The sequence below is a fragment of the Raineyella sp. LH-20 genome (assembly GCF_033110965.1).
Classification (GTDB): domain Bacteria; phylum Actinomycetota; class Actinomycetes; order Propionibacteriales; family Propionibacteriaceae; genus Raineyella.
Genome location: NZ_CP137003.1, coordinates 2,821,946 through 2,841,676, shown reverse-complemented (window position 1 = coordinate 2,841,676; position 19,731 = coordinate 2,821,946). Strand labels below are relative to the sequence as shown.

The 19,731-nt window shown below is 71.6% G+C and carries 19 protein-coding genes, 1 tRNA gene and 1 pseudogene; 7 read left to right on the top strand and 14 right to left on the bottom strand.

Features of this window, described 5'->3' with window-relative positions:
• The first annotated feature begins 200 nt into the window (after positions 1-200).
• Together R0146_RS12485 and R0146_RS12480 are read left to right on the top strand one after the other, a co-directional pair.
• Positions 201-1,459 (top strand): IS3 family transposase gene (locus R0146_RS12485; protein WP_317690159.1). Its coding sequence is split into 2 segments (ribosomal slippage): positions 201-489 and positions 489-1,459, totalling 1,260 coding nucleotides; the frame shifts between segments, so codons are not numbered across the junction.
• A 102-nt stretch (positions 1,460-1,561) separates the two neighbouring features.
• The gene (locus R0146_RS12480) at positions 1,562-2,785 is read left to right on the top strand and encodes an IS481 family transposase (protein ID WP_317690158.1); all 1,224 of its coding nucleotides are present in this window, start codon (positions 1,562-1,564) and stop codon (positions 2,783-2,785) included.
• Positions 2,786-2,836: 51 nt separating this feature from the next.
• Here R0146_RS12480 and R0146_RS12475 read toward each other — a convergent pair.
• A tRNA-Pro gene (locus R0146_RS12475) sits at positions 2,837-2,910 on the bottom strand.
• 96 nt (positions 2,911-3,006) lie between these two features.
• On the opposite strand from R0146_RS12475, the gene R0146_RS12470 reads away from it, so the two are divergent.
• From R0146_RS12470 to R0146_RS12450, 5 genes are all read left to right on the top strand, one after another.
• Positions 3,007-4,035, top strand: a complete 1,029-nt coding sequence (locus R0146_RS12470; RefSeq protein WP_317690156.1) for a patatin-like phospholipase family protein — start codon at positions 3,007-3,009, stop codon at positions 4,033-4,035.
• Between the two features lie 58 nt (positions 4,036-4,093).
• Positions 4,094-4,732 (top strand): biotin transporter BioY, encoded by a 639-nt coding sequence (locus tag R0146_RS12465; RefSeq protein WP_317690154.1) that lies wholly within the window; start codon positions 4,094-4,096, stop codon positions 4,730-4,732.
• A gap of 90 nt (positions 4,733-4,822) precedes the next feature.
• The gene (locus R0146_RS12460; RefSeq protein ID WP_317690153.1) at positions 4,823-5,824 is read left to right on the top strand and encodes a thiolase family protein; all 1,002 of its coding nucleotides are present in this window, start codon (positions 4,823-4,825) and stop codon (positions 5,822-5,824) included.
• Positions 5,818-6,510: an energy-coupling factor ABC transporter ATP-binding protein gene (locus R0146_RS12455; RefSeq protein WP_317690152.1), complete on the top strand. Its 693-nt coding sequence runs from the start codon at positions 5,818-5,820 to the stop codon at positions 6,508-6,510. Before R0146_RS12460 ends, R0146_RS12455 begins: the two co-directional genes overlap by 7 nt.
• Positions 6,510-7,118, top strand: coding sequence for an energy-coupling factor transporter transmembrane component T family protein (locus R0146_RS12450; RefSeq protein WP_317690150.1), 609 nt, complete (start codon positions 6,510-6,512; stop codon positions 7,116-7,118). The genes R0146_RS12455 and R0146_RS12450 overlap by 1 nt, the downstream gene beginning before the upstream one ends.
• A gap of 10 nt (positions 7,119-7,128) precedes the next feature.
• On the opposite strand, the gene der is transcribed toward R0146_RS12450, so the two are convergent.
• From der to R0146_RS12385, 13 genes and pseudogenes are all read right to left on the bottom strand, one after another.
• Positions 7,129-8,451 (bottom strand): ribosome biogenesis GTPase Der, encoded by a 1,323-nt coding sequence (gene der, locus R0146_RS12445; protein ID WP_317690149.1) that lies wholly within the window; start codon positions 8,449-8,451, stop codon positions 7,129-7,131.
• Positions 8,452-8,488: 37 nt separating this feature from the next.
• A complete protein-coding gene (locus R0146_RS12440; RefSeq protein ID WP_317690148.1) occupies positions 8,489-9,256 on the bottom strand; it encodes a lysophospholipid acyltransferase family protein in 768 nt (255 codons plus the stop codon).
• Positions 9,257-9,271: 15 nt separating this feature from the next.
• The gene (gene cmk / locus R0146_RS12435) at positions 9,272-9,949 is read right to left on the bottom strand and encodes a (d)CMP kinase (protein WP_317690147.1); all 678 of its coding nucleotides are present in this window, start codon (positions 9,947-9,949) and stop codon (positions 9,272-9,274) included.
• 100 nt (positions 9,950-10,049) lie between these two features.
• Entirely contained in the window at positions 10,050-11,135 is a 1,086-nt protein-coding gene (locus tag R0146_RS12430) for a prephenate dehydrogenase (RefSeq protein WP_317690146.1), read from the bottom strand.
• Entirely contained in the window at positions 11,132-11,845 is a 714-nt protein-coding gene (prcA, locus tag R0146_RS12425; RefSeq protein WP_317690145.1) for a proteasome subunit alpha, read from the bottom strand. The genes R0146_RS12430 and prcA overlap by 4 nt, the downstream gene beginning before the upstream one ends.
• A 26-nt stretch (positions 11,846-11,871) precedes the next feature.
• Positions 11,872-12,660 (bottom strand): proteasome subunit beta, encoded by a 789-nt coding sequence (gene prcB / locus R0146_RS12420; protein ID WP_317690144.1) that lies wholly within the window; start codon positions 12,658-12,660, stop codon positions 11,872-11,874.
• Positions 12,661-12,668: 8 nt separating this feature from the next.
• On the bottom strand, positions 12,669-12,851 hold the full coding sequence (locus R0146_RS12415; RefSeq protein WP_317690143.1) for a ubiquitin-like protein Pup: 183 nt from the start codon (positions 12,849-12,851) through the stop codon (positions 12,669-12,671).
• 33 nt (positions 12,852-12,884) lie between these two features.
• The gene (gene dop, locus R0146_RS12410; protein WP_317690142.1) at positions 12,885-14,387 is read right to left on the bottom strand and encodes a depupylase/deamidase Dop; all 1,503 of its coding nucleotides are present in this window, start codon (positions 14,385-14,387) and stop codon (positions 12,885-12,887) included.
• 11 nt (positions 14,388-14,398) lie between these two features.
• Positions 14,399-14,749, bottom strand: coding sequence for a DUF3054 domain-containing protein (locus R0146_RS12405; protein ID WP_317690141.1), 351 nt, complete (start codon positions 14,747-14,749; stop codon positions 14,399-14,401).
• A 20-nt stretch (positions 14,750-14,769) separates the two neighbouring features.
• Complete coding sequence (gene arc / locus R0146_RS12400; RefSeq protein ID WP_317690140.1) at positions 14,770-16,440, bottom strand: proteasome ATPase; 1,671 nt, start codon at positions 16,438-16,440, stop codon at positions 14,770-14,772.
• Positions 16,433-17,320, bottom strand: a pseudogene (locus R0146_RS12395) (tRNA (adenine-N1)-methyltransferase); the annotation flags it as partial. The pseudogene R0146_RS12395 and the gene arc, both read right to left, overlap by 8 nt.
• Before the next feature lie 65 nt (positions 17,321-17,385).
• Entirely contained in the window at positions 17,386-18,969 is a 1,584-nt protein-coding gene (locus R0146_RS12390) for an ABC transporter substrate-binding protein (RefSeq protein WP_317690139.1), read from the bottom strand.
• The gene (locus R0146_RS12385; protein ID WP_317690138.1) at positions 18,966-19,730 is read right to left on the bottom strand and encodes an HAD family hydrolase; all 765 of its coding nucleotides are present in this window, start codon (positions 19,728-19,730) and stop codon (positions 18,966-18,968) included. Before R0146_RS12385 ends, R0146_RS12390 begins: the two co-directional genes overlap by 4 nt.
• Between the last annotated feature and the right edge of the window lies 1 nt (position 19,731).

Below are 19,731 nucleotides of genomic sequence, written 5' to 3'. Positions count from 1 at the left end.
GCACCACAGCAGTCATCGCCATCTCCCTGAGTCGAACCTACGTACGAAAACTGTAGCGAACGTCTGATCGAATCGCAACCATGCTTCCGTTCGAGAGACAGCAGACACCACGCCTCTGACATCGACCCCCACAGAACTCCGCACAACACTGAACCGCCCCGGCATGTCCGGAGACTCCGAACCTTGGGAAGGTTGGAGTCATGGCAGGGAACACGTCGAAGAGGTATCCGGCTGAGCTGAAGGCCAGGGCGGTGAGGATGTATGCCGAGATCAGGCCGGATCAGGACACCGATTGGGGTGCGATGGCCCGGGTCGCGGAGCTGCTGGGGATCTCCACGGCCGAGACGGTGCGTAAGTGGGTGCGGCAGGCCGAGGTCGACCAGGGCGCCCGGCCGGGGGTCACGTCGGAGGAGTCGGCCGAGGTCAAGCGGTTGAAGCGGGAGAACGCCGAGTTGCGGCGGGCGAACGCGATCCTGAAGGCGGCGTCGGCTTTCTTCGCGGCCGAGCTCGACCGGCCCGGGCAGTGATCGTGGACTTCATCCGCGAGCACGCCGACCACCAGCCCGCCACCGGTGGGTTGCGATGGGGGGTAGAGCCGATCTGTGCCGTGTTGTCCGAGCATGGTGTGAAGATCGCCCCGTCGACCTACTACGAGTGGCGCGACCGGCTGCCCTCCAAGCGCGAGCAGCGCGACGAGGTGCTGCTGGCACATATCCGGCGGATCCATGCCGACAACTTCGGGGTGTACGGACCCCGCAAGGTGTGGCTGGCGCTGAACCGGGAAGGCATACCCGTCGCCCGCTGCACCATCGAGCGGCTGATGCGCCAGGCGGGGCTGGCCGGGGTGGTCCGCGGCAAGGTGAAACGGACAACGATCGCCGGGATCGGGCCCAAGCCGGCCGACCTGGTGAATCGCAACTTCGAGCCGCTCGCGCCGAACCGGTTGTGGGTCGCCGACTTCACCTACGTGTCGACCTGGGCCGGCTGGACCTACGTGGCGTTCGTCGTCGACGCCTACGCCCGCCGGATTATCGGCTGGCGGGCCGCTACCACGATGACCGCCGACCTCGTCCTCGACGCGGTCGAGCAGGCCATCTGGGTGCGTGAGCGGGAGGACCGTGCCGACTTCACCGCCCTGGTCGCCCACCACGACCACGGCAGCCAATACCTCTCCCTGGCCCACAGCCAACGCCTCGCCGACGCCGGCATCACCCCCTCAGCCGGCGCCGTCGGATCGAGCTACGACAACGCCCTGGCCGAGAGCATCAACGGGATGTACAAGACCGAGGTCATTCGCCGGCAGGGACCCTGGAGGGACGTGAACGCCGTCGAGATCGCCACCGCAAAGTGGGTCGACTGGTACAACCACCGCCGCCTCAACGAGTACTGCGGAGACATGCCACCGGTCGTTCTCGAGCAGGCCCACTACGCTCAACAACAACCCTCAGCAGCAAGCTGAGGAGTCAAACCAGCGAGTCTCCGGACATGCCGGGGCGGTTCAGTCAGGAGATTCCGGACACATCTGTCACGACATCGCGGACGCCTGTGGTGTGTGGTGGTTATGTCGAAAGCGCGTCTGGTCATTACCGCTGTCGTCCTCGCTCACCGTCCGGTCCCCGAGGTCTGCGCGGACTACGACGTGTCGCGTTCCTGGGTCTACGAACTCCTCGCCCGCTACCGCACTGAGGGCGAGGCAGCGTTCACCCCACACTCCCGACGACCCCACACCACCCCGACCGCGACACCGGCAGCCACCGTCGAACTGATCCTGCGCCTGCGCCGGGAACTGACCCGGGCCGGACACGATGCCGGCGCCGAGACGATCGCCTGGCACCTGGCCCACCACCACGACACGACCGTCTCCACCGCGACGATCCACCGGATCCTGCGCCGCAACGACGCCATCGAGCCCCAGCCGAACAAGCGACCACGATCGTCCTACATCCGTTTCCAGGCCGACCAACCGAACGAGTGCTGGCAGTCCGATTTCACCCACTACCGCCTCACCCGCCCCGACGGATCACCCGGCACCGGGGTCGAGATCATCACCTGGCTCGACGACCACTCCCGCTATCTGCTCCACTGCAGCGCCCACCGGCGCATCACCGCCACGATCGTGGTCGACACTTTCCGCTCCGCTGCCGCCCGCCACGGCTACCCCGCCTCGACCCTGACCGACAACGGCATGGTCTACACCGTCCGGCTGGCCGGTCACGGACGCAGCGGTGGGCGCAACCACCTCGAACACGAACTCGCCATCCTGGGCATCACCCAGAAGAACGGCCAACCCGGCCACCCGCAGACCCAGGGCAAGGTCGAACGATTCCAACAGACCCTGAAGAAATGGCTGACCGCCCAACCCCACCAACCCGCCACCATCGGCCAGCTACAGGCCCTGATCGACGCCTTCACCGACACCTACAACCACCACCGGCCCCACCGTTCCCTGCCCGGACAGATCACACCAGCCGCGGCCTACCAAGCCCGACCGAAAGCCTCCCCGACCCCCGACGCACGCACCCGCGACAGCCATGACCGGATCCGCACCGACAAGATCGACAAGACCGGCGCAGTCACCCTGCGCATCGCCGGCCAGCTACGCCACATCGGCATCGGACGAACCCACGCCGGAACCTGCGTCAAACTCCTCGTCCACGACCTCGACGTCACCATCATCAATGCCACCACCGGCGAAATCCTGCGCGAGCTCACCATCGACCCCACCCGCGACTACCAACCCACCGGCCAGACCACCAGCACCACGCAGAAAACGAAGAACGCCTGAACCTACATTCCGTAGGTTCAGGCGTCCGCGATGTCGTGACACATCACAATGTCGGGCTGACAGGATTTGAACCTGCGACCCCCTGACCCCCAGTCAGGTGCGCTACCAAGCTGCGCTACAGCCCGTGGAACCCCGGTTTCCGCCGCGGTCACGAGTGGCAACCCTACTACCTCGGCCCTGATCACGCCAATCGGAGACACCGGGTCGCCTAGGATCGATCCGTGGCAACAGGGATCCAAAACCCGGCGACAGGGAACACGTCCGGCACCAACGTGGCCATCGCCCTCGGCGGCGGGGGCGCCCGCGGCTATGCGCACATCGGGGTGCTCGCCGAGCTCCAGGACCGCGGCTACCGGGTCACCCGGATCGCCGGCACGTCGATGGGCGCCATCGTCGGCGCGCTCTATTCCTCGGGCCACCTCGACACCTTCACCGACTGGGTGCTCGAGCTGCGTACGCAACGCGAGGTCCTGCGGCTGCTGGATCCGAACCTTCGCGGCCCGAGCACCATCAAGATCGACCGGGTGCTCCAGCGGGTCGCCGAGATCATCGAGGTGCCCCGGATCGAGGACCTGCCGATCCCGTTCACCGCGGTGGCCGCCGACCTGTGGACCCGTCGCGAGGTCTGGTTCCAGGAGGGGCCGATCAACCCGGCCGTACGTGCCTCCATCGCCATCCCCGGGGTCTTCCCACCGGTCGTCCTCAACGGGCGCCTGCTCGTCGACGGCGGGGTGCTCAACCAGGTGCCGGTCAGCGTGCTGGCCTCCGCCCCCGCCGACATCACCCTCGCCGTCAGCCTCGACGGGTACGAGCCGCACCGCGGCGCCGCGCTGCCGGTCCAGACCTCGGCCGACGAGCAGCCCGAGGAGGAGTGGACCGGCCGACTGCGCCAGACGATGGGCCATCTGATGGAGGCCGAGCCGCTGCGTACGCTCGCCTCCCTGATGGCCGGCCGCGGACGCAACCATCTGGCCGACTCCGCGCCGTCGGTGGAGGACCTGTTCGGCGAGATGCCACCGGGACTGCGGACGACCGACGTGATGACGATGTCGTTGGAGACGATGCAGACGATCGTCCAGCGCTACCAGCTGGCCTCGTTCCCGCCCGACGTCCTGGTCACGGTCCCCCGCGACTCGCTCGGCACCCTGGACTTCCATCGCGCCGAGGAACAGATCGCGCTGGGTCGCTGGCTGGCCGCCCAGGCGTTCGACCGGGCCGGGATGGTGAGCGGCGACATGAGCACCACCTGAACACTGTTCACCACCTGAACGGTGTACAAGTCGCGCGGCCGGGAACCTTACACTCACGGTGTCCGCCCCCCCGACCCAAGGACTCGACGTGGCTCATCCCCGCACCCCCGCCCGTGACCTCGCGCTGATCGCCGTCTTCGCCGGCGTGACTGCCGCCCTCGGTCTCATCCCGGCGTTCTACACGCCCTTCTCCCCCGCCCCGATCACCGCCCAGTCGTTCGGCATCATCCTGGCCGGCGCCATCCTCGGCGGCCGCCGCGCCCTGCTCTCCCAGCTGCTCTTCATCGCCCTGGTCGCCATCGGCCTGCCGCTGCTCGCCGGCGGCCGCGGCGGCATCGGCGTGTTCGCCAGCCCGACCGTCGGCTTCCTGGTCGGCTACGTCGTCTGCGCCGGAGCGATCGGCTGGGCGACCTACCGCAAGGGCGCCCCGTACTCGATCGGCTGGGGACTGCTGATCAACGTGCTGGGCGGCATGGTGCTGATGTACGCCTTCGGCCTCACCGGCATGATGGCCGTCGCCCACCTGTCCCTGGTGGCCGCGATCGCCGCGAACGTGCCCTACCTGATCGGCGACGCGATCAAGGTGGTCGCCGCCACCCTGATCGCCAAGGGCGTCCACGCGGCCTACCCCGGCCTGCTGCCCTGGCGCGGCACTCGCCCCGGCGCCGACGACGCCACCCAGGGCGTCCAGGCCTGAGTGACGGCACCGGATGGCGACACCGGAGCGGGCGGTAGGGTGCAGGCATCGGGCCTTCCCCGTCCCCGTCGTCATGCCCTGGAGGATGAAGTGATCAACAACGCGGTCATCATCGACGCCGTCCGGACACCGCAGGCCCACAACGGCGGCCCACTGGCGCCGTTCACCTCCGCCGAGTTGCTCGCTCCCCTGCTGGAGCGCCTCTACCAGGCCTGCCCGCAGCCCGAGCTGCTGCGTGACGTCGTGATCGGGCACGCCTTCGGCCGGGTCGGCCTCGGCCGCGACGCGCTGCAGCTGGCCGGGGTGCCCGTCGAGGTGCCGGCGATGTCGGTGGAGCGCGGCCGGGCCTCCGGGCTGTCCGCCATCGACTACGCCGCCGACAAGCTCGTCTCCGTCAACACGCCCGGCTACATGATCGCCGGCGGGGTGGAGTCCGGTTCGCAGGCGGACGCCCCGGTCGACCCGGCGATGGCCGACGCCGCCCACGCCCTCGCCGAGGAGTTCCGGATCACCCGCGAGCAGCGCCGGACGTACGCCGAACGCTCCCGCACCCGGGCCGCCGCCTCCGCCGACAAGGGCCTGTTCGACCAGGAGATCGTCCCGGTCGGCGGGGTGAGCACCGACGACCTCAGCTGGGAGGACGCCGACCCGTCGGTGATCGACGACGGCGCCGCCGCGGTGCTGATGATCGACGGCGGCAGCCAGCGCCGGCTCCGCAGGCCGGGCCTGCGGGTCACCGCCAGCGCCACCTTCGGTTGCGATCCCGCCCGGGTCGGCTGGGGCATCGTCCCCGCGATCGAGAAGGTGCTCTACGCCACCCGGCTGAAGCTGGAGCAGTTCGACGCGATCGAGTTCGATGAGGCCTTCGCCTCCAACGTGCTGGTCGCCTGCTCGGCGCTGCGGCTGGACCCCGAACAGATCTGTCGCCAGGGCGGCGCGATCGCCCTCGGCCATCCGTGGGGTGCCTCCGGCGCGGTGCTGATGGCCCGGCTGTTCGACCAGCTCGTCCGCCGGGGCCAAGGGCGTTTCGGCCTGGCCGCCGTCTCGGCAGGCTCCGGTCAGGGCATCGCCATGGTGGTCGAACGGTGTTGATCGAGGCGGACCAGGTCACCCACACGTACGGCGAAGGCCCCACCGCCCGTACGGTCCTGAAGGATCTGTCGGTGCGGCTGACCGAGCGCCGGGTCGGCATCGTCGGGCACAACGGCTCCGGCAAGTCGACCTTCGCCCGGATGGTCAACGGCCTGATCGTCCCCAGCAAGGGCAAGGTCCTCGTCGACGGCCGCGACACCGCCTCCCAGGCCCGGGAGATCCGCAAGCACGTCGGGTTCCTCTTCACCGACCCCGACAACCAGATCATCATGCCGACGGTCGCCGAGGACGTCGCCTTCGGGCTGCGCCGCAGCAAGCTGCCGAAGGAGGAGGTGGACCGCCGGGTCGGTGAGCTGCTGGACCGCTTCGGCCTGGCCGGCCATGCCGACCATCCGGCCCACCTGCTGTCCGGCGGGCAGAAGCAGCTGCTCGCCCTCGCGTCGGTCCTCGTCACCCGACCCGACATCCTGGTGATGGACGAGCCGACCACTCTGCTCGACCTGCGCAACGCCCGGATCATCGGCGAGGTGGTGGCCGGGCTGGAGCAGTCGGTGCTGCTGGTCACCCACCACCTGCACCTGCTGGAGTCGTTCGACCGGGTGCTGGTCTTCGACGACGGCCGGCTGGTCGCCGACGACGCCCCGGCCGTCGCCCTGGCCCACTACCGGGAGCTGATGGCGGTGTGATGCAGTCCACCCTCGGCCTCTACCGGCCCGGCAGCAGCGTGCTGCACCGGATCCCGGCAGGCCTGAAGCTCCTCGCCCTGCTGGCGATCGGCGCCTCCTCGGTGTTCCTCACCTACTGGTGGCTGGTGCTCGCCCTGGTCGCCGTCCTGGTCGGGGCGTACGCCGTGGCCGGCATCGGCCCGCGGGTGATCGTCCGCCAGTTGCGGCCGATGCTGTGGCTGCTGGCCTTCACCGCGGCCTACCACGTCTGGGCCGCCTCCTGGCAGCGTGCCGTGGTGGTGACCTTCACCATCGTCCTGCTGGTGCTCGCCGCCGCCCTGGTGACCCTCACCACGCCGACGTCGGCGCTGATCGACGCGGTCGTCCGGGTGGCCGGTCCGCTGCAACGCTTCGGGGTGGATCCGCACCGGATCGGCCTGATGCTCACCCTCGGCATCCGGTGTGTCCCGCTGGTGGCCGACCTGGCCGCCCAGGTGCGCGAGGCCCAACTGGCCCGGGGCGTCGGGACGAGCTGGAAGGCCTTCGCCGTCCCGTTGGTCGTCCGGGCGCTGCGCGAGGCCGACGCGATGGGCGAGGCGCTGGTCGCCCGCGGCGTCGACGACGACTGAGCGCCCGGCCTCAGGACCGCTTGGCCCGCGGCCGCACCTCGACGTGCACCGGGGTGCCGCGGAAACCGAAGTCCTCGCGCAGCCGGCGCTCCACGAAACGTACGTAGCCCGCGTCCAGTTCCCCCGTCGTGAACAGCACGAACGTCGGCGGGCCGGCCTGGGCCTGGGTGCCGAAGAGGATCCGCGGCTGCTTGCCGCCGCGCAGCGGGTGCGGGTGAGCGGCGACCAGCCGGCCGAGGAACGCGTTCAGCCGGCCGGTGGAGATCCGGGTCTCCCAGCCCTCGATCGCGGTGTCGATCGCGGTGCGCAGCTTGACCACGTTGCGGCCGGTCAGCGCCGAGATGTTGACGTGGTCGGCCCACTGGAACTGCACCAGGTCACGCTCGATCTCGCGATCCAGGTAGCGGCGGCGCTCCTCGTCGGTGAGATCCCACTTGTTGAAGGCGATCACCAGGGCGCGGCCGGCGTCCTCGACCATCGACAGGATCCGCAGGTCCTGTTCGGAGACCTCCTCGGAGGCGTCGATCACCGCGACGCACACCTCGGCCCGCTCGATCGCCCCGGCCGTACGTAATGAGGCGTAGTACTCGTGGCCGGAGGCCTCCTTGACCCGCTTGCGCAGACCGGCGGTGTCGATGAAGCGATAGACTTCGCCGCCGACCTCGACCAGTTCGTCGACCGGATCCACGGTGGTGCCGGAGATGTCGGAGACGACCGAGCGCTGGGTGCCGACCAGCCGGTTGAGCAGCGAGGACTTGCCGACGTTCGGCTTGCCGACGATGGCCACCCGGCGCGGGCCGCCCTCCGCCTCCTCCGGCACGGCGGACCGCTCCGGCAGCACGTCGACGATGGCGTCGAGCAGGTCGCCGGTGCCCCGGCCATGGATCGCCGACACCGGCCAGGGCTGGCCCAGACCGAGATTCCACATCGCGGCGGCCTCGGCCTCGGTGCGCTGGTCGTCGACCTTGTTGGCGGCCAGCACCACCGGCTTGCGGGAGCGGCGCAGCACGCTCACCACGGCTTCGTCCTCGTCGAGGGTGCCGACCGTCGCGTCGACCACCAGCACCACCGCATCCGCGGCATTGATCGCCAGCTCGGCCTGCTCGGCGATCCGGGCCGCCAGACCCTTCGCATCGGAGGCCCAGCCGCCGGTGTCGACGACGACGAAGTCGCGGCCGTTCCAGGTGGCGTCGTACGAGATGCGGTCGCGGGTGACCCCGGGAACGTCCTGGACCACGGCCTCCCGCCGGCCGATGATGCGGTTCACCAACGTCGACTTGCCGACGTTGGGGCGTCCGACGATGGCGACGACGGGCTTCTGGTTCTCGGTCACCGACACAGCCTAGTGCAGCACCCCACCGAACGCCGCCTCAGCGCTGGGCGATCCGGTCGCGCGGGACGCCGGGCAGCGGCATGCCGGTGCGCGCGGCGGCCTGGCGGACGTGGGCCGCCAGGACCACCCGCAGCTCCTCCGCCGTCGAGCGTACGGCGGCCTGGCGTCGCGGCCAACCGACCTGTGCGACGGGCAGCGGCGCACCGAAGACGACATCCATCCGCGACCGCAGCGGTGGCGTGCCGTGCGGGCTGCCACCGACCCGGCGGGTGCCGAGCATCGCGACCGGCACCACCGGCGCCCCGGTCACCATCGCCAGATAGGCCACCCCCGACCGGATCCAGGCGAACTCCCCGGTGTCCCGCATCCCCTCGGGGAAGATCGCCAGCGCGGCGCCGTCGCGCAGCACCCGGATGCACCGATCGACCGCCGTACGGTCCACCGGCACGTCACGGTCGATCGGGATCTGCCCGGAACGCTCCAGCACCCCGCCGACGGCGCCGCGGAAGAGCTCCCGCTTGGCCAGCGCGTACGTCCGTCGCCGCGGCGACATCAGCACCGCCAGCGGTCCGTCCAGGGTGGCGATGTGGTTGGAGGCCAGGATCACCGGCCCCTCGGCGGGCACCAGGTCGGCGCCGTGCACCCGTACGTCCCACAGTGCGCGGACCACCGCCCGGGCGGGGACGACCAGCCGGCGCAGCGCCCCGCCGCGGGGCGCGGCCAGCCGGTCGGCGGCCGGCAGCCCCACCATGGACACCGGGACGGTCGGCGGGGCCGACGGGACGATCCGGGTGTCCACGGTCATGGCAGGTCCTCTCGGTCAGTGCTCCTCGGCGAGCGTCTGCTCGACGAGGCCGACGACCCGGGCCACCACGGTGGGCAGGTCGTCGTCGGTGGAATCGATGACGGTCACGCCGTCGGCGGCCTCGGTGAAGGCGGTCACCCGGGAGTCGTCCCGGTCGCGGCGGATCACCTGGTCGGTCACCTCGGCGCCGGTGACCCGGCCGCCGAGTTCAGCGGCCCGGCGGGCGACCCGGGCCGCCGGGTCGGCGACGAGCAGGATCCGCAGGTCGGCGTCGGGCGCGACGACGGTGGTGATGTCGCGGCCCTCCACCACGATGCCGCCCTCGGCCGCCGCGATCAGCGCCCGCTGCCGGGCGATCAGCTCGTCACGGACGCCCTGGATCGAGGAGACCTTGGAGACCTCGGCGGAGACCCGCGGGTCGCGGATCGCCGCGGTCACATCGGTGCCGCCGACGGCGATGCCGGGCGCGGCCGGGTCGGTGGTGATCTGCAGCCGGGCGCCGCGGACCATCTCAACGATCGCCTCCGGGTCCTCCAGTGGGATGCCGGAGTCGAGCCACGCCCAGGCGACCGCCCGGTACATCGCCCCGGTGTCGAGATAGGCCCACCCGAAGTGCTCGGCGACGGCCCGTGAGGTCGAGGACTTCCCCGACCCGCTCGGCCCGTCGATGGCCACGACTACCACGCTGATCACCCTAACTTTCCTGGTCGACAGTTCCCGACGCCCACATGTCCTGCAGGTGGCCGTCGGGCGAAGGTTCGGCGACGCCACATGACGTACGCCGGGGAGGCTGCTAGGTGAGCCGCCAGCCCGCTGCCTTCATCGCCTCGGCCACCTCATGGACATGGCCGGGCTCCACGGACACCTCGAGATAGCCCACCTGGCGGACCAGGTCGTGCTGGATGTCGATGTCCTCGATGTTGATCCCGGCGTCGGCGATGTCGCGGAAGAGCTGCGCCAGCGCACCGGGGGTGTCCGGGATCTCGATCACCAGCCGGGCGTACTCCATCGCCGGCGCCCCGTGCTTGCCGGGGATCTGGCGGGTGCCGTTCACCCCACGCTGCAGGATCGGCCGGACCTTGTGCAACGGGTCGTCCAGGGCGGCGATCATCTCGTCGAGGTGACCGCGCACCTCCTCCAGCTCGGGGCGCAGCGCGTCGACGTTGCCGGCGATGATCTGCTCCCACAGGCCCGGGTCGGAGCCGGCGATCCGGGTGACGTCGCGCAGCCCCTGGCCGGCCAGCGCGAGGTGGGAGGTGGGGATGCCGAGCAGGTGATCGGCCATCAGCACCGACACCAGCTGCGGCAGGTGCGACACCTGCGCGACGGCCCGGTCGTGCTCGTCGGGGGTGAACGCCACGTACCGGGCGCCGCACAGCCGGATCAGCGCCCGGACCCGGTCGGCCGTCGCCTCGGTCACCTCGCGGTGCGGGGTGACCGCCCAGGTGCGGTCCTCGAAGAGGTCGGCGCTGGCACTGACCGGGCCGGAATGCTGACTGCCGGCCATCGGGTGCGAGCCCAGGTAGCGGGACAGGTCGCGACCGGTCGCCTGGAGCTGGCGCAGCACCCGGCCCTTGACCGAGCCGACGTCGGTGACGGCGGCGTTCGGGTAGCGGTCCAGCGCCTCGCCGATCACCGCGGCCAGGGAACGCGGCGGGGTGGCCACCACGACGAGGCGTACGGCCGCCGGCTCCGCCTTGGCGGTGGTGCCGGCACCGAGCGTCGCCGCGACCCGGGCATGGGACAGCACCGCATCGGACAGGTGCACAGTCACCCCCGCCCGGGTGAGCGCAGCACCGATCGAGGCACCCAGCAGGCCCGCCCCGATCACCACCGTCGGGTCGAGCGCGGTGACGTCGAGGGAGGTGGCGTCGCTCACTGGGACTCCTTCTCGGCCAGCACCTCGGCGATCGCGGACCGGCCCAGCCGGCGGAACTTCCGCGGCCGCGGCCTGGTCCGGTCCAGCACGGCGACCTCCAGCGAGTCCGGTCCGAGCTCCCGCGGCGCCGGCGCCGAGGTGTCGGCCGCCAGCGCCCGGACCGCCAGCCGGACGGCGGCGGCGAGGTCGGCCTGCGGGTCGATCCCGCGGCGGACCACCTCGGCGATGGTCTCGGTGGCGCCGCCCATCGCCGCGAAATGCTCCTCGTCGGCGATGGAGCCGTCGTACGTCAACCGGTAGATCTGGTCGCCGGCCCGGTCGTCGCCCAGTTCGGCGACGACCAGCTCCACCTCGAAGGGCTTCTCGGCCCCCGACGAGAAGGTCGACCCGATCAACTGGGCGTACGCGTTGGCCAGCATCCGCCCGGTGACGTCGGAGCGGTCGTACGCGTAGCCGCGCAGGTCGGCCTGCTGGATCCCGGCGATCCGCAACTGCTCGAACTCGTTGTAGCGCCCGACCGCCGCGAACGCGATCCGGTCATAGATCTCGGAGATCTTGTGCAGGGCCAGCGAACGGTTCTCGGCGACGAAGCAGATGCCGTCGCGATAGCGCAGCACCACCACCGCCCGGCCGCGGGCGATGCCCTTGCGGGCGAAGTCCGAGCGGTCCTTCATCTGCTGCTCGGGCGCGACGTAGAACGGCATGCTCATGGGACTACTCCTCAGCTCGGCGGGGATCAGATCAGCGGGGCCGCAGGACCGTCGGGCCGGTGACGCCGGCCCTCGATCACCCGGTCGGTGATGGCGGTCATCTCCTCCTCCGACAGCTGGTGCACCCCGTCCGGTCCGGCGACCATGATGATCGGGTAGATCCGGCGCATCAGGTCGGGGCCACCGGTGGCGGAGTCGTCGTCGGCGGCGTCGACCAGCGCCTGCACCACGACGGTCGCACACCCCTGCAGATCCAGGTCGGGGCGATAGAGCTTCTTCAGCGAGCCGCGGGCGAAGATCGAGCCCGACCCGACCGAGTGGAAGGCGGTCTCCTCGTAGCGCCCGCCGGTCGCGTCGTACGAGAAGATCCGGCCCAGGCCGCCGGCCGGGTCCCAGCCGGCGAACAGCGGCACCACCGCCAGGCCCTGCAGGGCGTTGGCGAGGTTGCCACGGATCAGGGCGGCGAGCCGGTTGGCCTTGCCGTCCAGGGAGAGCGGGGCGCCCTCGATCTTCTCGTAGTGCTCCAGCTCCACCCGGAACAGCCGCACCATCTCGACCGCGAGCCCGGCCGCGCCGGCGATGCCGACCAGCGAGAACTCATCGGAGGCGTACACCTTCTGGATGTCGCGCTGGGCGATCATGTTGCCCATCGTCGCCCGCCGGTCGCCGGCCATCACCACACCGTGCGGGAAGGTCGCCGAGACGATGGTGGTGCCGTGCGGGGTGAGCCCGTCGGCCGGGCCACTCGGCGTCCGTCGGGAGGGCAGCAGGTCGGGCGCGACCTGCGCCAGCAGCTCGGTGAAGGAGCTGGTCATCCGGTCGTTCACTGTCCGCCCTTCTGCACGAAGCCGCGGACGAACTCCTCCGCGTCGGTCTCCAGGACGGCGTCGATCTCGTCGAGCAGGGCGTCGAAGCCCTCGTCCTGCTGCTGTCGCGCAGGGGCCAACGTCTCGGCCTCCTCGGCCGTCTCCTCGGCACGGTGTTGCGCGTGCTGTTGCTCGGACATCGGTCTCCTTCCGCAACCAGGGGCAGACCGAGTCTATCCGCCGTACGCGCCGGGGAAGAGGTCCACCAGATCCGCAGGGCGCGTCGCCCGGACGATCCGCTCCTCGGTCAGGTCGCGGGTGCCGCCGAGCGGGTCGAGCAACTCCAGACGGACGATCCCCCGACCGTCCGCGCCGCTGAAGGTCAGCCCGTCCCAGCCGGCGCCGAGCAGCTGGTCGACGAACCGGCCGACGATCCGGCCGCGGGCCCACGCCCGGGTGTCCGTCGGAGGCGTCCGCCGCGCCGCCGCGACCTCGTCCGGGGTGACCAGGGTGCGCAGTCGGCCGGCCCGCTCCAGCTTCAGCGCCAGGCTGCGGGCCGGGTCGATGTCGGCGTACTGCAGGTCCACCAGCGCCAGCTTCGGGTCGTCCCAGCCGAGACCGTCCCGGGCCCGGTAGGACTCCAGCAGCAGCCGCTTGGCGGCCCAGTCGAGCCGGTCGGCGGTCCGCCGCCAGTCCACCCGCAGGTCGTCGAGCACCTGCCGCCAGGCGTCCAGCAGGGCCAGGTCCTCGGGGCCGAGGTCGGGCAGCGTACGGCACCCGTCCAGCCAGGCCTGCTGGATGTCCAGCGCAGTCACCGCGCGGCCGTCCTGCAGCGGGACCGTCGCGGTGAGGTCCGGGTCGTGGGAGATCGCCCGGAAGGCGTCCACCGGGCGCAGCGGGCGCAGGTCGGGGGCCCGGTCGGCCTCCACCAGCCGGACCGCCAGCGCGGCCGTGCCGACCTTGAGCCAGCCGGCGACCTGGGCCTGGTTGGCGTCGCCGGTGATCACGTGCAGCCGGCGCCAGAGCCGGCGCAGGGCGTGCGGCTCGTCGCGGGTGTTGATGATCGGGCGGTGCACGGTGGTCTCCAGCGCCACCTCGGTCTCGAAGAAGTCCGGCCGCTGGCCCAGCTGGAAGCCCGCCGTCTGGCCGTTCTGGCCGATGCCGACCCGGCCGGCGCCGATCACCACGGTGCGCGAGACGAGGAAGCCGGTCAGGTCGCGGACGATCCGGGCGAACGGCACGCCACGGGCGACCAGGTAGTTCTCGTGGGTGCCGTACGACGCGCCCTTGGAGTCGGTGTTGTTGCGGTAGAGCCGGATCTCGTGGCCGATCGCCGCCGACGCCACCCGGGTCGCCTCGAGCATGATGGCGTCACCGGCCCGGTCCCAGACGATCGCGTCACGCGCGGTCCGGACCTCCGGCCCGGAGTATTCCGGGTGGGCGTGGTCGACGTACAGCCGGGCGCCGTTGTCCAGCATCGCGTTGCCGAGGCCCTGGTCGATGTCGGTGAGCTGCTCCAGGCTCGCCCGCTCCCGCGGCAGGGTGAAGCCGCGGGCGTCGATCAGCGGCGACTCGGCGGTGTAGTCCCAGCGCCCCACCCCGAAGCCGATCGACTCCAGGTAGCTGCGGACGACATGGTTGGCCAGGTACATCGGGTGCGGTGCCTCGGCGGCCGGCACGCCGAGCAGGCTGATGCCGTACTCGGTCTCCAGGCCGTGCACGCGAGAGGCAGGCACGCCGCCCGCCATCACCGCCGCCGGACGACCAGGCGGGCGACCAGCCGCCAGCCCACCAGCAGGACGGTCAGCGCGATGACGCTGACCAGGATGAACGACCAGTGCGTCGTGCCGCCGAAAGCCACCCGCAGCAGGTGCCCGAGCAGCACGGTGCCGACCATCAGCACCGCCCCGGTGCGGACCCGCAGCGGCCCGCGCCAGGCGCGGATCGCCGCCCAGGTCACCAGGTAGCCGACCAGGAACGGCCAGGCGGTCAGCGCGACAGCAGCCGGCCCGGTCCCCTCCCCGTGGGCACCCCGCCCGGCCAGGGCGAAGAGGACGACGCAGACCAGGTCCGCCACCAGCACGTACGCAGCTTTCACCCGTCCCACCCTAGTGGGACTCACAGGTACTGGCCGGTGCCCGGACCGGGGAGCGGCTCGGCGTGCCGCAGCGGGCGGACCGCGACGATCGCCTCACCGGCGTGCTCGCCCTGGTCGGTGCCGAGCACCCGAGCCCAGTCGGCCGGGTCGGTGGTCGGCCGGTCGGTGTTGTCGGAGAGCTCGGTGCGGGTCGACCGCAGCAGGTGCTCGACGCTGATCCCGGCCGGGCCGCCGGCCAGCACGTCCTTGATGGCGTATTTCTTCGCCCGGGCGACGATCGACTCGATCAGTGCCCCGGACACCAGGTCGCCGGAGTGGATGATCGCGGTGGCGCCGGAGGCGTACGTCACCTCGAACACCTCGGCCGCCGTGTCGGTGGCGTAGAGCCGGTCGAGGGCGGCGTCGATCATCGCCGGGCGGGTCTCCCCCGCCCGGATCGGCACCCGGTCGGTGAGATAGGTCGTGAAGATCTCCTCGGCGGCGCCCCGGTCGGGCCGCTCGATCCGGATCTTCACATCGAAGCGGCCCGGTCGCAGGATCGCCGGGTCGATCATGTCCTGCCGGTTGGAGGCGCCGATCACGATGACGTTGGCCAGCTGCTCCACCCCGTCGATCTCGGCGAGCAGCTGCGGCACGATCGTCGTCTCGACGTCGGAGGACAGACCGGTGCCGCGGGTGCGGAAGATCGACTCCATCTCGTCGAAGAAGATCACCACCGGGGCGCCGTCGGAGGCCTTGTCGCGGGCGCGCTGGAAGACCACCCGGATCTGGCGCTCGGACTCGCCGACGTACTTGTTGAGCAGCTGGGGGCCCTTGATGTTGAAGAAGTACGCCCGCCCGTCGGCGCCGCCCTCCCCGGACAGCGAATGCGCGACGGCCTTCGCGATCATCGTCTTGCCGCACCCCGGCGGGCCGTAGAGCAGGATGCCCTTCGGCGGGGTGAGGTCGTACGCCCCGAAGAGGTCGCGGTGCCGGAACGGCAGCTCCACGGCGTCACGGATCTGCTCGATCTGCGGGCCGAGGCCACCGATGTCCTCGTAGCCGACGCTCGGGGTCTCCTCGAGGATCAGGTCGGCGACGTCGGTCGTCGGCACCCGGCCCAGCGCGATGCCGGCGCGGGTGTCGACCAGCAGCGACTGCCCGACCCGCAGCTGCTGGCCCTCCAGCGCCGCGGCCCGGTGCAGCACTTCCTCGCGGTCGGTGCCGGTGGTGACCAGCACTCGGCCGTCGTCGAGGGGCTCCTTGACGGTGGCGAGCTCTCCGGTGAGCGCCGCCTCGGCGACGCCGATCACCTGGGGGACGTCGTTGAGCAGCACCTGGCTGCCGACCTGCAGCGTCGACATCTCCAGCGCGGGCGAGACCTGCACCCGCAGCCGGCGCTGGCCGATCGTCACGTCGGCGACCTGGCCGCCGGGCAGTCCGGTCACCAGGCCGAAGGACGACGGCGGCAGCCGCAACTCGTCGACCTTCTCCTTCAACCGGACCAGCTGGTCGCGGGTCTGGCCGAGCAGGTCGGTGAGCCGGGCGTTCTGGTCGAGCAGCCCGCGCGCCTCGGTGCGCAGCTGGGCGACCCGGCGGTCGGCCGACCCCTTTTCCTGGGCCAGCCGGCGGGACTGGTCGGTGAGCGTACGGACCTCGTCGCGCAACCGGTAGATCTCGGCCTGCTGGCGCTCGGGGGTCGGCTCACTCATCGCTCTCCTCCTCCGCCGCCGGCACCCCCGGCGGGATCGGGCCGTGGTAGTCCGGACCGTACGCCCCGGGGGCCGGCCGGCGCTTGCGCAACGGCGCGTCCACGCCGTGCGCCATCCGGCGGGCGATCACCAGGAAGCCGGTGTGACCGGAGGTCTGGTGACCGGGCCGGATCGCCAGGCCCTCGGCATGCCAGGACCGGATCGTCGTCTCCGTCGCCCGGGGCTCGGTGTAGCAGCGGGTGCTGCGCATCGTGTCCATCACCCTACCCATCTGGGTGGTGGTGGCGACATAGCAGCACAGCAGGCCGCCGCCGACCAGGCGTGCGGTGACCGCGTCGAGGCACTCCCACGGGGCGAGCATGTCCAGCACCACCCGGTCCACCTCGTCGTCGGTGATCGCCTCGGTGAGGTCGCCGTGGTGCAGCTGCCAGGTGTCGGGGCGTACGCCGAAGAAGTTCGTGACGTTGCGTTCGGCGACGGCGGCGAACTCCGCCCGCCGCTCGTAGGAGTGCACCACTCCGGTCGGCCCGACGGCCCGCAACAGCGAGAGGGTGAGCGCCCCGGACCCGACGCCGGCCTCCAGCACCCGGGCGCCGGGGAAGACGTCGGTGAACATCGTGATCATCGCGGCGTCCTTGGGGTAGATCACCGCCGCGCCGCGCTTCATCGTGACGGTGAACTCCTCCAGCAGCGGCCGGAAGCAGACGTACGTCTGGCCGAGGCTGGACTCCACGGTGACCCCGTCCGGTCCGCCGATCAGCGCGTCGTGGCGGATCTCGCCCCGGGAGGTGAAGAAGGAGCCGCCGGGCTGCAGCACGATGGAGTGCCGCCGTCCCTTGGGATCGGAGAGGGCGACCCGCTCCCCCGCCTCGAGCGGGCCCAGTCGTACGCCGGACCAGTGGGGGTCGTTTCCGGTCACGTGTGTCCTTCCACAGTCGTTCAGGATCAGGGGTTCTTGGTGAAGGCCGCCAGGTCGAGCTGCCAGCCCGGGCCCATCCGCCCGGTGTCGACCGACCAGCCGTCGCGGACGAAGACGACCTCGTCGCCCTGGGTCAGCGGCGTGACGTACGCGTCCTCGGCCGCGAAGTACTGCAGCTGGGCGACCGCGGCCTTGTGCGTGGCGGGGTCGGCGGACGGCAGGCCCCGGGTGAGCACGGTCCCGATCTCGCGGGCGTTCGGCGATGAGGTGACCGACAGGGGCCGCTGCAGCCAGGCGCGGGCGGTCCAGCTGGTGGCCCGCTCGTCGAGCAGTTGCAGGTCGGCCGAGCCGGTGTCGGCGCCGGCGGCGTTCGGGACGATGGTGACCGTCACTTTCCCGGTGGCGTCCAGGGAGCGGGCCAGCTCGGCGGCCAGGTCCGCCCCGTCGGGCATCCGCGGGTCGTAGCCGAGGGTGAGCGGCAGCGGTGAACCGTTCGGCGTGTCGAGGGCCGGGATGCCGCCGGCCGGGAACATCCCGGTCCGCGCACCGACCACGCCGAGCGGCAGCAGACTGGTGAGCGTCCGCCGGTCCCCGGCCGCCTGGCTGACGAACCCGCGCACCCCGGCGTCGCCGGCGTAGCGGGAGCCGAGGTTCCAGGCCAGCCGCAGCACGCGGGAGCCGGCGATGGTCACCGGGTGCAGACCGGAGACGGGCTGGGCGGTCTCCCCGTCGGTGTCGGCGGTCGCGGCGGCCCGCTGGCGGGCCACCGCAGCGGCGGACAGTCCGCGCCAGGTGGCGTCGACGTCGCCGGAGATCATCGCCTGTTCCAGGGCGGCGGAGCTGTCGTACTCCCTCAGCAGCATCCGGACGATGGAGGCCGGCGCGTAGCCCTGGTAGCCCTCGTAGCGGCCGAACGACCAGGTGCCGCCGCCGCTGGCGGTGACGCGGTAGGGCCCCGAGCCGACCGGTCGAGTGGCGGCGTCGATCACCCGGTCGGCCGGATAGACGTCCGGATCGACGATCGATGCCGCCGGGGTGGCCAGCGCGTAGCCGATGTCGGTGTCGGCGTACGCCAGCACGAAACGTACGGTCTGCGGGTCGGGCGTGTCGATCGCGCTGATCGAGCTCAGCTGGGCGGCCCCCGCGTCGGCGGCGCCGAGCCGCTGGGCCCGTTCGATGGAGTACTTCACGTCCGACGAGGTGACCGGCCGGCCGGACTGGAAGCGCAGCCCGTCCAGCAGGGTGCAGGTGTAGACGGTGGCCTGCTGGAAGATGCAGTCGCGCGCCGCGTCGGGCTTCAGCAGGTCGTTGCCCGCCGGGGTGGTCATCAGCCGCTGGAAGACCGAGAACGCCAGGGTCTGCGAGCCGCCGGTGGTCATCGCCACCGGATCGGTGGCGATGATCGCGTCAGTGGTGCCAACGGTGAAGTCGCGGTCGGGCCGCGGGGTCGGCGTGGGGCTGGGCGACTCGTGCGGGACCGCCTGGCCGATCTGCGGCGCCGGCGGCGCGGCCTGGGGGGTGCACCCGGCCGCCGCGACCGCGACGGCCAACGCGAGCACGGCGGGCAGCGCGAGCACGGCGGGCAGCGCGCCGCGCCTGCGCCGAGTCACGGCCGGTCCCCGCTGAGGGCCGGTGCGGTGATCGCCGCCCCGCGCATCGCGTAGAGCGCCGCCGGGGTGATGCCCTCCAGCGTCCGCAGCACCGTACGCCGCGGCATCACCGGCAGCGGGATGAGATTGGGCACACCGATCACCCAGGCGCCCGAGGCCTGGCCGGCGGTGCTGCCGGTCACCGAGTCCTCGAAGACCAGGCAGTCCTCCGCGGCGACGCCGAGCAGCCGGGCGGCCTGCAGGTACGGGTCGGGGGCCGGCTTGCCGGCGGTCACCTCGTCACCGCCCACCACGGCCCGGAAGGTGCCCGCCGGCAGCCGTTCCAGGACAGCGTCCAGCACCGGCCGCCAGGACGAGGACACCAGCGCACAGGGCACCTCGTCCGCGGCCAAGGCGGCGAGCAGGTCGCGCGCCCCGGGCCGCCACTCCAGGTCGTCCGCGGCCCGGATCCGGTCGGTCACCCGGGAGACCATCCACTCCACCACCCACCTCGGGGTGAGGTCGTCGCGACCGGCCAGCGCCAGCATGTAGCGGGCCGAGTCGGTCAGGTCCGCGCCGATCAACCGGCGGGCGTGGGTCTCGTTCCACTCCCCGCCCAGCATCTCCATCAGCTCGTACTCGGCGCCGATCCAGATCGGCTCGGTGTCGGCGAGCGTCCCGTCGAAGTCCCACAGACAGGCGGCGGGCCGCCCGCCCGTCCCGTCCGGGGTCAGCGCGGGCAGGGTCCATCCGGTGTCAGCGTGCCTGCCGTTATCGAGCATT

What these genes read in the sequence shown, in the direction of transcription:
- prcB (WP_317690144.1), bottom strand. Translation starts at nt 12,660, where the DNA reads ATGACCAGCTCCTTCACCGAGCTGCTGGCGCAGGTCGCGCCCGACCTG.
- R0146_RS12450 (WP_317690150.1), top strand. Translation starts at nt 6,510, where the DNA reads ATGCAGTCCACCCTCGGCCTCTACCGGCCCGGCAGCAGCGTGCTGCAC.
- prcA (WP_317690145.1), bottom strand. Translation starts at nt 11,845, where the DNA reads ATGAGCATGCCGTTCTACGTCGCGCCCGAGCAGCAGATGAAGGACCGC.
- R0146_RS12480 (WP_317690158.1), top strand. Translation starts at nt 1,562, where the DNA reads ATGTCGAAAGCGCGTCTGGTCATTACCGCTGTCGTCCTCGCTCACCGT.
- R0146_RS12385 (WP_317690138.1), bottom strand. Translation starts at nt 19,730, where the DNA reads ATGCTCGATAACGGCAGGCACGCTGACACCGGATGGACCCTGCCCGCG.
- R0146_RS12440 (WP_317690148.1), bottom strand. Translation starts at nt 9,256, where the DNA reads ATGACCGTGGACACCCGGATCGTCCCGTCGGCCCCGCCGACCGTCCCG.
- R0146_RS12415 (WP_317690143.1), bottom strand. Translation starts at nt 12,851, where the DNA reads ATGTCCGAGCAACAGCACGCGCAACACCGTGCCGAGGAGACGGCCGAG.
- arc (WP_317690140.1), bottom strand. Translation starts at nt 16,440, where the DNA reads ATGAGTGAGCCGACCCCCGAGCGCCAGCAGGCCGAGATCTACCGGTTG.